Annotated in this window: 16 protein-coding genes and 1 riboswitch; all 16 genes read right to left on the reverse strand. The window is 27.2% G+C overall.

Annotated elements, in window-relative coordinates; genetic code table 11:
• Nucleotides 1-103 precede the first annotated feature (103 nt).
• The 16 genes from lgt to AC4PG3_RS07995 all read right to left on the reverse strand — a co-directional run bounded on the left by lgt (nucleotide 104) and on the right by AC4PG3_RS07995 (nucleotide 12,090).
• Nucleotides 104-832 carry a prolipoprotein diacylglyceryl transferase gene (gene lgt, locus AC4PG3_RS07920; protein ID WP_492196125.1) on the reverse strand — a complete coding sequence of 243 codons (729 nt, stop codon included), beginning with the start codon at nucleotides 830-832 and terminating at the stop codon, nucleotides 104-106.
• Between the two features lie 56 nt (nucleotides 833-888).
• On the reverse strand, nucleotides 889-2,181 hold the full coding sequence (gene yfmH / locus AC4PG3_RS07925; protein WP_492196126.1) for an EF-P 5-aminopentanol modification-associated protein YfmH: 1,293 nt from the start codon (nucleotides 2,179-2,181) through the stop codon (nucleotides 889-891).
• A 12-nt stretch (nucleotides 2,182-2,193) separates the two neighbouring features.
• Entirely contained in the window at nucleotides 2,194-3,468 is a 1,275-nt protein-coding gene (gene yfmF / locus AC4PG3_RS07930) for an EF-P 5-aminopentanol modification-associated protein YfmF (protein ID WP_492196127.1), read from the reverse strand.
• A 68-nt stretch (nucleotides 3,469-3,536) separates the two neighbouring features.
• Entirely contained in the window at nucleotides 3,537-3,989 is a 453-nt protein-coding gene (locus AC4PG3_RS07935) for a YhcN/YlaJ family sporulation lipoprotein (RefSeq protein ID WP_492196128.1), read from the reverse strand.
• A 90-nt stretch (nucleotides 3,990-4,079) separates the two neighbouring features.
• Nucleotides 4,080-4,730 (reverse strand): deoxyribose-phosphate aldolase, encoded by a 651-nt coding sequence (gene deoC, locus AC4PG3_RS07940; RefSeq protein ID WP_492196129.1) that lies wholly within the window; start codon nucleotides 4,728-4,730, stop codon nucleotides 4,080-4,082.
• A gap of 11 nt (nucleotides 4,731-4,741) precedes the next feature.
• Nucleotides 4,742-5,314, reverse strand: coding sequence for a phosphate propanoyltransferase (gene pduL / locus AC4PG3_RS07945; protein ID WP_492196130.1), 573 nt, complete (start codon nucleotides 5,312-5,314; stop codon nucleotides 4,742-4,744).
• A gap of 80 nt (nucleotides 5,315-5,394) precedes the next feature.
• Nucleotides 5,395-5,988 carry a flavodoxin family protein gene (locus AC4PG3_RS07950; RefSeq protein ID WP_492196131.1) on the reverse strand — a complete coding sequence of 198 codons (594 nt, stop codon included), beginning with the start codon at nucleotides 5,986-5,988 and terminating at the stop codon, nucleotides 5,395-5,397.
• 10 nt (nucleotides 5,989-5,998) lie between these two features.
• Complete coding sequence (locus AC4PG3_RS07955; RefSeq protein ID WP_492196132.1) at nucleotides 5,999-6,538, reverse strand: folate family ECF transporter S component; 540 nt, start codon at nucleotides 6,536-6,538, stop codon at nucleotides 5,999-6,001.
• Nucleotides 6,539-6,601: 63 nt separating this feature from the next.
• A riboswitch (THF riboswitch) is annotated at nucleotides 6,602-6,693 on the reverse strand.
• 42 nt (nucleotides 6,694-6,735) lie between these two features.
• On the reverse strand, nucleotides 6,736-7,653 hold the full coding sequence (locus AC4PG3_RS07960) for a hypothetical protein (RefSeq protein WP_492196133.1): 918 nt from the start codon (nucleotides 7,651-7,653) through the stop codon (nucleotides 6,736-6,738).
• The gene (locus AC4PG3_RS07965) at nucleotides 7,607-8,296 is read right to left on the reverse strand and encodes a TIGR01906 family membrane protein (RefSeq protein ID WP_492196134.1); all 690 of its coding nucleotides are present in this window, start codon (nucleotides 8,294-8,296) and stop codon (nucleotides 7,607-7,609) included. Before AC4PG3_RS07965 ends, AC4PG3_RS07960 begins: the two co-directional genes overlap by 47 nt.
• A 58-nt stretch (nucleotides 8,297-8,354) precedes the next feature.
• Complete coding sequence (locus tag AC4PG3_RS07970; protein WP_492196135.1) at nucleotides 8,355-8,528, reverse strand: hypothetical protein; 174 nt, start codon at nucleotides 8,526-8,528, stop codon at nucleotides 8,355-8,357.
• Between the two features lie 225 nt (nucleotides 8,529-8,753).
• Nucleotides 8,754-9,116, reverse strand: a complete 363-nt coding sequence (locus AC4PG3_RS07975; protein ID WP_492196136.1) for a hypothetical protein — start codon at nucleotides 9,114-9,116, stop codon at nucleotides 8,754-8,756.
• Between the two features lie 799 nt (nucleotides 9,117-9,915).
• Nucleotides 9,916-10,206, reverse strand: a complete 291-nt coding sequence (locus tag AC4PG3_RS07980) for a PH domain-containing protein (RefSeq protein ID WP_492196137.1) — start codon at nucleotides 10,204-10,206, stop codon at nucleotides 9,916-9,918.
• An 88-nt stretch (nucleotides 10,207-10,294) separates the two neighbouring features.
• On the reverse strand, nucleotides 10,295-10,570 hold the full coding sequence (locus AC4PG3_RS07985) for a DUF3781 domain-containing protein (RefSeq protein WP_492196138.1): 276 nt from the start codon (nucleotides 10,568-10,570) through the stop codon (nucleotides 10,295-10,297).
• A gap of 120 nt (nucleotides 10,571-10,690) precedes the next feature.
• Nucleotides 10,691-11,224, reverse strand: coding sequence for a dihydrofolate reductase family protein (locus AC4PG3_RS07990; RefSeq protein WP_492196139.1), 534 nt, complete (start codon nucleotides 11,222-11,224; stop codon nucleotides 10,691-10,693).
• Between the two features lie 224 nt (nucleotides 11,225-11,448).
• Nucleotides 11,449-12,090 (reverse strand): lactate utilization protein, encoded by a 642-nt coding sequence (locus tag AC4PG3_RS07995; RefSeq protein WP_492196140.1) that lies wholly within the window; start codon nucleotides 12,088-12,090, stop codon nucleotides 11,449-11,451.
• Between the last annotated feature and the right edge of the window lie 162 nt (nucleotides 12,091-12,252).

A 12,252-nucleotide genomic window follows, 5' to 3' on the forward strand; every position in this document is an offset into this window, starting at 1 on the left:
GGATTCCTTCTATATATTACATAAAAACAGGCTCAATTTTAGGACTTAAGTCCTAATATCGAGCCTGCATAATAAAAAAGTCTCTGTTCCCAGAGACTTTTTTCTAAATTCTTTGTTTTTTCTTCTTATAAAGTATAATAGAAGCAACTGCTATTGTAACAAAACTCACTAATTGTGCTACTCTAATTGGTCCCCACATTAAACTATCTGTTCTCAATGCTTCAATAAAAAATCTTGCAAAAGAATAGAGTATTAAATATAATAGGAAAATCTCTCCATTAGTATCTGATTTTTTTTGATACCAATATAAAAATCCAAATACTAAAAAATTCCAAATTGATTCATACAAAAATGTGGGATGAACCTTGACTCCGTTTATCATTATTCCCCATGGAAGATCTGTTGGGCCACCATGGGCTTCTTTATTTAAATAATTCCCCCATCTACCAATTGCTTGGCCTAATATCAAGCTTGGAGCAGCTATGTCTACTATAGTCCAAAAATTCAACTTTCTAATTCTACAAAATATTATAGTAACAATAACTGCTGCAATTATACTTCCATGTATAGCAAGTCCCCCACCTCTAAAGTTGAAGGCCTCTATAGGATTATCCTTATATTGATCCCAGCTAAACACTACATAATAAAGTCTAGCACCTATTAGAGATATTGGAATTGCAAATAATAATAAATCTAAAAATGTTTCTTCTTCTATACCTTTTCTTTCCGCCTCTTTTAAGGCTAAAATGGTACCTATAATTACACCAGATGCAATAAGTATACCGTACCATTGTATGTCTATGCCAAATACTGTAAAAGCAGTTGGATCCATATAATTCCCCCTTAATATATTAACTTTTGTATTTTATCATATTTTTTCAATATTAGCTATTGTTCTAGGGGATTTATAATAGATAAGGCTAAATTATCTTCTTTAAAATGATCCTTAAATCTATTTAATATATCTTCATATTTTATTTTATCCATTAAATCTAAATAATCCGTCAGTAAAAAATCTTCAAAATATAAGTCTGTAAAATTATTTGCTATAAACTCAATAGAATTTAAGCCCATTAAAAAACTACCTAGATTATCTCTTTTTATTCTTATAAAGGTCTCTCTATCTAAAATTTCTTCAATTGGCCTTTTGATTAATTTAACTATCTCATCATACACCTTTTGTGGATCAGATGACTGTCCAAATATCAAAGAATGACCATAGGTCTTTTTGCCTGTATAATATGCACTAAAACTACTATCTATCAGTCCTGTTTCATAAAATTCATTATAGAACTTTGAACTCTTAGAAAAGAGCATATCTAAAATTATATTCGTAACTATGTCTTTTTTTACCTTTTCTTCACCTATATATCCTACATCTAAATCTTTGAATCCCATATAAAATAAAGTGTTTGCAGTCATCATATTTTGGACTACTACCTTTTTATTTAGTTCCTCTGGTTCATCAGGAAAAATTCTATTAATTTCTTCCTTGTAAACTAAATCTTTTCTTTCTGAACTCTCTACAACCTCTATAATTTTTTCAAAATCTAAATCTCCTACTATAGATAAAACCATATTTGAAGGATTATAGAAAGTATTATAACATTTATAAAGCATTTCTTTATCTATAGTATTTATACTTTCTACAGTTCCTGCAATATCAATCTTTACAGGGTGGTTTAAATACATAGCATCTAATAGATTAAAGAAAACTCTCCAACTTGGATTGTCTTCATACATTCTTATTTCTTGAGCTATAATCCCCTTTTCCTTTTCCACATTTTCATCTGTAAGATATGGATTTTGAACAAACTTTATTAATAACTCCAAACTTTCATAAAAGAAATCTGTGCTATAAAACAAATAAGATGTCTGATCAAAGTTTGTATATGCATTTACATTTGCTCCCATTGTAGAAAACTTTTCAAATATATTAGCTTGTGGTTCTTCAAATAGCTTGTGTTCTAAAAAATGGGCAATTCCTTCTGGTACTTGAATGCTTTTATTATCGTCTATAGATATGAATTCATTGTCTGTAGAACCATAATTAGTTGAAAATATAGCGTATTTTTTTGTATATCCCTTTTTAGGAATAAAGTATATTTTCAATCCGCTTTCAAGCTCTTTAAACATAACTTTTTCCTTTATATTTTTATTTTCAATCTCTTTAATATTCAAATTATACACCTCCTATTCAGTTTTTTTGCCATTCATAAAGTAAACTGTATCTATTTTTATTTTTTCTGCTGCCTGAATTACTTCTTCCTTTGTCACTGAGTTAAAGTCTTCTATAATCTTTTCTAAACTCCTAGTTTCATCAGATAATAATTGGCTAAAGAAAAATTCAGAAATTAAAAATATACTATCTCCTATTGACTCCATAGAAGTTTTAATAGAACTCTTTCCTATATTCATATCTTCTGTTGTAAAATCTCCAGCCTTTAACCCTTCTAATTGCAACTCTATAATATCTTTAGTTTTATTAAAATTATCAAATTCAATTCCACCATCTATTATTATTATAGATTTAAATTTATATACAGATGAAGCTACATAATATGCAAGGCTTTCTTTCTCTCTAACCTCTTTAAACAGTTTAGAATTAGGCCCTCCACCTAATATATTACTAGCTAAAATAAGTCCATTATACAATTTATCTTTATAATCTATACCTGCCTTACACCCTAAGACTAATTTCCCTTGATTTACATCTAGAGATTCTTCTACAAAATTTGTTTTATCACTGGATAAAGATAAAGGTTCTTTTTCTATTTTCACCACATTATTTCTATTTATAGAAAATAACCCCTTCAAATGCTCTACAAATTTTTCATCAAAAGTTCCTACATAAAAGATTTCCATAGGACTAGTCTCTAAAAATTCTTTATAGTGTTGAAACAGATTTTTTTCATCAATTGAATCTAAATCTTCCACATAACCTAAATGATACAAGCTGAATTTTTCACCTTTGCACATTTCCTCTATACATCTTTCTATTGCAAATGATCTTTTATCATCTATTTTACCATTTATTGTTTTTCTTAAATTTTCCTTTTCCTGCTTTACATAGGATGATTTAAAAACTCCATTTTCCAATGCAGGTTTATAGATAATATTTTTTAGTATTTTACTAATTTCATAGTCGTACTCTGGATCATTTAAATAATCTCCATTTGCCCATTCCATAGAAAACCTTACTACTTGGCTATCCCCTCTTTTATTTACAGCTATGCTTAAATTAGCCCCATACATTTCTTCTAATTTCCTTTGCATATCTAAGTTTGTAGGATAATCTTCATTCCCTCTTTTTAATACTAATGGAATTAATGGATTTTTTGTAATTTCTTTCCTATCTAAAGGTCTTATAAAATAGCAACTCAAAAGATTTGACTTGAATTTATTAGTTTTAATAAGATTTAAATTTATATTATTTCCTAAATTTATCCTTTCAGTTTTTAAGGACATTTTATCCCTCCTAAATAAAGACATAGAGATATGATACCCAAAATATGTAAAATATCCCTATATCTTTTTTATTTGTTTTCTCTATCTATTTTCTCCATAATACCACTTATCTCTTTTACGAAATCATCATATGATTTTCCCTGTAAAATTTCTATAATTATATCTTCAGTTTGAGAAAATATCTTTTTATTATCACTTATTTTTACTTCTTCTATATCACTAAAATCCTCTAAAACTTTTTGCTTTATAACTTCTCTTAAATCATCATCTAATTCTTTATCATAGGCTGGCAATATAGATATAAGAGCTTTATTGTTAAAAACTATAGTACTGGCATTATCTATACCAAAAAGCTCTACTACTACATCAGATATATCCTCTGACTTATTCAAAATGTCTAAAGACTCTGCCTTTGTATCTATTGAGATATTTTTAGCTTCTTCATTGTCCTCTATACTGTTTTTACTACAGCCTAATTGCAACATTAAAATTAAACTCAAAAATAATATTCTTTTTTTCATAAAATCCCTCCTATATATAGTTTTACATATTTAAGGAATTTTATAAGTAAAAAGAATTATTTTTAAAAATAAAAAGGGGTTTCCCCCTTTTTATTTCATTTCTTCTATAATTTTAACTCCTGCGCTCATACCAAGTCTACTTGCTCCAGCTTCTATCATAGATTTAGCAGTTTCTAAATCTCTAATTCCTCCAGAAGCCTTTACTTTCATACCTTCTCCCACTACAGACTTCATTAATTTAACATCTGAAACTGTTGCTCCAGCACTACTAAATCCTGTAGATGTCTTAACATAATCTGCTCCTGCCTGTTTTGAAATTTCACAAGCTTTAATTTTTTCTTCTTCTGTTAAAAGGGATGTTTCAATTATTACCTTTACTAGAGCTTTTCCCTTCGATGCCTTAACTACTCCTTTTATGTCTTCTTTAACTATATCATAGTCTTTATCCTTTAAAGCCCCTATATTTATTACCATATCTATCTCAACTGCTCCATTTTCTATGGCATTTTTCGTTTCAAAGACCTTAGCCTCAGAAGTATTTGCACCAAGGGGAAATCCTACTACAGTTGCTAATTTTACATCAGAATCTCTTAAAAGTTCACTGCACATGGATACATAATATGGATTTACACAAACTGCAGCAAATTTATATTTTTTTGCTTCTTCACATAATTTTACTATGGAATGTTTATCAGCTTCAGGTTTTAATATAGTATGATCTATTTTAGACGGTATATCCATTTTATAGCCTCCTATTTTACAAGTACTACTTTATCTCCATTTTTAATTCCACAAGCATTTCCTTCTTCTACATCTACATGCATCTCTAAATCATATTTATCACTTACTCTTACTAATACATTTTCAAAAGTAAGTCCTCTTGGTCCTTCTATTTTAATTTTAACTATATCATTGTCTTTTACCCCAAAATCTTCTGCATGAGAAGTGTTCATGTGAATATGTCTTGCTGCTACTATAGCACCTTTTTCTATTTCAACTTCTCCCTTTGGACCAACTAATTTCACACCTGGAGTACCATCTATATCTCCTGAGTTTCTAATTACTGGTTTTATTCCTAAAGTAAATGCATCAGAAACAGATATCTCAAGCTGAGTAGAACCTCTAACAGGCCCTAATATTCTAACTCCCTTTATAGTTTTTTTAGGTCCAACTATATCAACCTTTTCTTCACTTGCATATTGTCCTGGTTGTGATAAATCTTTAAACTTAGTTAGTTCATATCCCTTTCCAAAAAGTGCATCTAAATCCTCTTGTCCTAAGTGTATATGTCTATTTGACATAGCTATTGGTAATCTTTTTTCCATGTAAATCTCCTCCTAAATCATTTGTTAAAACTTATACTTATAATTATAACTATAAATCTTATAAAATCAAACCCTATATATTATCTATGAATAGTTAAATAGTCTGAATTTAATATATTTCTTCCCAATTCTTCTAATTCTTTATTTACAATTGTTCTTTGTTTAACTGGATTTCTATCTGTATTTGAAATAAAGTAATTTACCTTATAATCAGCATTTATAGACTTAAAGAAAAAATCCATTACAGGAAGGGTTCCTTGAAACTGGTCATGAGTATAAGGAGCTCCCCCTACTGAAATAAAGACCCCAATTCTACCTTGATTTCTTTTGTAGTCTTGTCCATGAGAATATTTTAATGACCAATATTTTTGACATCTATCTATCATATTTTTTGTTAATCCATTTACAGAATTAAAATATAGAGGTGCTGCAAGTATTATAATATCACTATTGTCAAATTTTTCATAGACCTTATCCATTTCATCTTTTTGTACACAACCTACTACATGTCCACAATAATCACAACCTGTACAAGGTGAAATGTCCATATCTTTTAAAAATATTTTAGTAATTTCAAATTTGTCTTTATCCATATTTTTCAGAAAACTATTTAAAGCTATTTCTGTATTTTTATTTTTTCTTGGACTTCCCATTATTGCTAAAACCTTTTTCATATCAACCATCCTAACTTTTAATTTCTTTTTTAAAATACTTAAGAATATTAAATATAATAATTGATCTAATAGGAACATTTATAGCAGTACTTAATAATCTAGCTGGTAGTAAAACTAAATATCCTTTACCAAGGAGTTGAGTAAGCCATAATGTATTTAATACTAAGCCTGTAGTAATTCCTAAAATAGTTTCTGCCAATAAAACTCTAGGAAAAGTTATAGAATTTCCATTTTTAAGTCTCTTCTTGTAGTAAATTCCAAACAATCCTGGAATTGCCCCATTTAAAAAAGCACTAAATGTAAATCCAGGATGAAAAGCTCCCATAGGATTTATAAGTACTCCTATTGAATCTGCAGCTACTCCTGTGATTCCTCCTACTAATGGTCCAAACAAAATACCTGATATAAATATAGGTACTCCACCAAAACCAAGTCTTACACTTGGCAGGATTAGTATGGAAAAAAATCTGGTTAGAACAATAGACACTGCAGTTAAGAAAGCTGCTTTTACCATTGTATTAGTAGTAATTTTCCTCTTATTATTTTGCATAAAAATTCTCCTTTCTCTATTATTTAACAGTTACTGATAATAAAGAAAAGAGCTTCTTTAATAATCAGCGGATGCGGTAAAAAATCGCAGTATTTTACTTCGTCTAAGGGCAACTTCCCATCCCTTAGCACTTGACGCTTTTTACCTACTCTGTTTTCTTATTAGATTATAATACAAATCTCTCATTAAGTAAACGTTTATTTACTATTAATATACATATATTCAGATATATTATAAGCAGCCATTACTGTAGCGAAAATAAAAGATACTACAGCAACAATTTTATAGTATAATTCATATCTTACAAAATAGGACATAAAATAAAATATTACAGATATAATATATAATTGAAATATTTTATTTTTATTTAAGACTTTTATCTCCTTTTTAATAGCGCTTCTTCTATCTAAGAATCTATCAACTATATAATTTTCAATATCTAAATCAGTTGGATATTTATCCAATTTTTTTAACATTTTTACTATATCATCAAAATCATACAGTATTATCTTATCTTTAAATCTAGGTTTATCAATAAAATAAGAGTTAGTGATAAATATAGATTTTTCTATATTTATTTCTCTTAACTGTCTTAAAAATACCCCTATTGCTCTTGAAGGCACCTCATATTCAGATGTAGAGTGTAAACACTTTACTCCATAAATATCTCCTTCCATTGTAAACTTTAAATCCATAGGAGAATTTGCTTCATCTATGCTAACTTTTAAATATTCTCCTAATATATCTTTAATATTATTTATAAAGTCATCCGTACTATAATTAGTATACTCTTTTGATATCTTATCTTCTTTAAGCCTTTCATTTATAATTTCTATTTTTTTCTCTTGTCTTTTTTTACTTATGGAAGAGAAAATTTTAAATAAAAAGATCGTAAACAATATAGAAATAAATATGGACAATAAAAAATTTTGAGACTTAGAAATTAAAAAAATTAGAAGTATTATAGATAAAATAAATAAAAAGAAAAATTTATCAATAAAATTAGCTCTAAATGTCTTTCCTTTTCTCATTTCCTTTGAGTAATAATTATTTAATATTCTCCCCCTATTATTTTTTAAGGAATAATTTCTCATCTTTCTTAGAATATTTTTCATTTATTATCTTTCCTTTCTTTAACAAAAAATAACTTAATATTTGTATTATTGACAAATACAAGAAAAAAGATAATAAGATTTTTATAGCTATACCTATAAAAAACGGTTCCGGCAACATTTGAATAAGTAAATCAGTTTTTGGATTTAATAGCCAAAGATCATTATTAAAAAATATTAGATGAAAGTAAGTGAAATATTTATTAAAATTTGTACTAACTAAAATAGCGAATAATAAAAAAATTATATGATTTGAAAAAAGTCCTAATATAATCCCTTTTTGTAAAAACTTATATTGTCTCTTCATTAAAAAATATAATATTATCCCTAATGATATAATAAATCCAAAATATTTAATCCCTCTAGCTAAATCAAATAACCCCCTGACATCCTCCATATGTAGTATTTCCCTTTGATTATAGTGTGGAGATAAAAGTTCTTCCCCTCCCTTAGCTTTTAGATATAAAATAAGTTTTTCTGTTATTTTTTCTAATTTATCCATAGACATATTAGTAGCTTCTTCCATATTATATTTTTCATAGGATTTAAGATAATATTTTTTGTTATAGGTATTTCTCTCTATACTAACTACCAAAAAACTTAAAGAAATAGATATAATTAATAAAATCGTAAGTATTTTTTTCATAAACTCCTCCTCTAGATATTTTGTAGATTATAAAAAAAAGGATGAAGTTTCCTCCATCCTAAGCCATTGCCTTTTCTAATCTCCCTAGATGTTTTATGGGAAAATATCTTAAAAGCTCTTTATATTGTTCTACAGACAAACCTTGTATTGTAGTATACATTTCAATTTTCTTATCTAAATCTGCCTGTTGAAACCTCTCTAGTATATGGCCAAAACTGTCGTTACTCTCCATAATAAACCCTCCAATATCTATGATATTATTTATTATGTTTAATATTTAATTTATTATGCAGAGCTCTATATTATTCTATCTTCTAATTATAATATACTTTCTGAATAATTAGGATTATATTATAATACATTTATGTTTACTTTACAATGTCTTATAAATCTCTAAGAATACACATAGTCATAAACAGTTTTTTATTATTTTAACTATCTACTTAAAGGGAATCTATTATAACTCAATATTTGCTATGTTTTCACCTTCTAAAATTGCCTGAACATTGACCTTCTTATCTTCGTATTTGTCTTTTAATTTCTTAGCGTATTTTTCAGCTATTTCTTTAGCTTTGTCTTCTGAAGTTCCATCTTCAATGATTATAGTTCCTATAACCCAATCATTTTGAAAATAAACTTGTCCATCAGATATTTCTTTTTCTTTTAATAATTCATCGGTTAATTCTACATCCTGATTTTCATTATATTCAACTTCTTCTTTATTTTCATTGACTAAATTCTCTTTTCCATTTGAGCAAGAGACTAAAGATATGGCGAAAATAAAAATAAATACAATATTAATAATCTTTTTAAATTTCATATACAAATTCCTCCTCATTGAAAAGTATATATGAATAAAATAGGGATTTCAAATTACTTAATATGCTAGTATATACAGTATTATCCTTTTTTATTAGTTCTTTTTTCCTCATTAGTAAAAAGGACATCAAATCAACCATCTAATGTTTGAATTGATATCTGCTGTAAGTACAGCTGGACTTATTTAATTGTTTTTAGCATATTTCTTGACTTCTTTATATATCCTTTTAGTTCTTTAATTTTACATTTTATTTTATTGAATACTTTTTTAGATATAATTGTTGTTACAATATTGAATATAACTGAAATAATTATTGCTATTCTATGGATTTCAAACAATGTCAATAAAATCACTCTCTTCCTTTATCATAAATAATGTATTTTCTTATTAATACTTATGATGTTCAGTTAGTACTCAAGTAATTCTTTATTATTAAATATTGTCTGAATTAATGTCACATAAAAACACCATAAATCCAGTTCTGGATAATACGGTATTTTAATAAAATATTTAGCTTTAACAAGCACAACATTTAATATAAAATAATATCTAACATATCCTTATATTATAATTTAAATTATTTCTTGATAATTTTCGCACAAATTTTCTTGATAATTCAATAGTAAAATATATAATTAATATATTTATTAGTAAAATTACCGGATTTATGGATAATCCCATATTTCCTGTGAAAAGGTTAGCACCAAACCATTTACTTGAAGGTTCAGTCTGAAAAAAGGTTATATAATTCATAGGAAAACCGTATTTATATCGTAATATAGATGTAGACTGAGACTAATTATTTTTGAGAATTTAAAAAACAAATAATCTTTTTACGATTATTAACAACAAAGTCATACTCAGCCCCACTCTTTAAAACTATCTTAATTCCATTTGGTACAATACCTAGAGTATTTCGTTTACATATTGAATCAATATCTTTATATGTAATTTCTGTTTTTCCTTTTTGTATATTTAATACATGAGATTCAAAAACTAAACTATTATTATTAAAGTGAATTTTGCCACCTACACTTTCAGATCCACGAAATAAATTAGCATTAATAAATGTACCTATATAGTTTTTCATTTTAATATTTCTTCCCCCTTAAGTATAATTTATCGTTGCATACTGTAAATGATATTCATCAACTTATTTTAAATCTACAAATTAAAATTTATTTATTTTTAAATTTATGAGCAGTAATTATCGTATAGCTTGAAGCATTCACTGTTATCTCCGAATCAACTGTTTTAATATACCAGTTTTTACCTCTCCTAGCTATACTGCTATTAGATTCTTGAATTCTTTGTCTACACCAATTGACAACATCTTCTACCTCTAAACATAGATTTCTTTTAATTCGTTCTACCCCCAAGTCAGTTGTATGCAGTTTGTCAAGATTTAAAATCAACAGTGTGTTTTTATTGTTATCATTAATCTGTTCTACCATATATTCTCCTTTCAAATTAAAACTACTGTTCATTGAGTATTTTTTGGCTTTCTTAAGTCATCTTTTACTTACCGTCGCGACGCTTTTTATAAATAATGTTCATCTAATATTTTCATTTATTTATTCTCTCTGATAAATACAATCTATCATTCCATTTTCTGCTTTAGTTGCTACTAAATGAAGTTTAATTACCTCGTTTTCATCATCAAATAATCTTATTCCGTCACCTAAAATAATAGGCATTAAGGTTAAGTAATATTCATCAATTATATCTTGTTTAACTAACTGATTCACTATGTTTGCCCCACCACAAATCCAAATATCTTTTCCATCTTCTTTTTTAAGTCTTTTTATTAGTGAAACAACATCTTCATTTAAAAATTGAATTTCATCTGTACTTTCATTTTCCTGATGAGTTAGGATATAACTTTTCATGCCTGAATATGGCCACATATCTGGAGAAAGTTCTGTTACAATTTGTTTATAAGTGTTCATTCCCAAGATAACTGTATCTATATTTTTAATAAATTCATTATATCCATTGTCCCCTTCATAATTTAAATCCTCGCCTCCAAGCCAACTAACACCACCATTTTCATCTGCAATGTAGCCATCAATACTAATCCCAATATATAATACAACTTTTCTTTTCATTTAAATCCTCCTTTAGTATTTTCAAAACAAAGCATATTGTCTATGACAGCTAAATCTACTATCTAGAATTACTCAATATTGTATCATATGCTATAAAAGTATTTGAATTATGTTAAAAATTTTTTTGCTTTTCAACACCGTATTATTCAGTTTTCAATGTTCAATATTTTTATCTTCATTTTCAATAGTTACATCTCACTTTAAACATGATGCGAAACAAATAATTAGTAACCTAACTGCTTTCCTACGATAATTACTTTTATTCTATCTTTGATAAACGGCCCTCTAATTATTGTAAAATCATTACATATTCTATTAGGACTTTTACAATCTACACAATAGCCTAAAGTAGTACATGGAGTGTTTTTCCCCAATCTTTTTGCGTCAATTGGAGCAGAGTAATTCCTAGCTCTTTTTTCTGCTTCTTCTATGTTCTTAACAATCTTATTTATACCAGTTACTAAAACAACCTGTTTAGGACCATAAATCATTGGTGCAACTCTACTTCCATTACCATCAATATTGTAAAGTTCTCCATCTTCGGTTAAGGCATTTGTACTACACATAAAAGTATCAGCAGAAAAGTTTTGTATATATATTTGTTTTTTTTCTTCACTTGTAACACCTTCTCTGTACTTGTCTAAAAAAGTGTAATTCCCTTTACGGAGAAAATCTATAGCACCTGTTTCAAAGAGTGTCATTGAGTCACCTACACCCACTACAGAATTTTCATCTATAAGTTCTTTTAAAAGTGTTTCTAATTCAACATCATCCTTGACGAAAAAACCTGCCATATTGCGTTTTCTTAAATTATTTATAGTTCTTTTAATTTGTTCTTCTAAATACCACAAAACATTATTATCCATCTAAATGTACATCCTTTTCATAAACATAGTTCAACTCTTATTTTTATAATAATATCATACTTCATAATATCCTACTAATATGATTAATATAATAAGCGAATTATACTATATCCTCTATATTGTTACAGCGTAAGCGTTGAATAAAAGATGTATTGTATAAAT

The sequence above is a fragment of the Tissierella sp. QWL-11 genome (assembly GCF_058683765.1).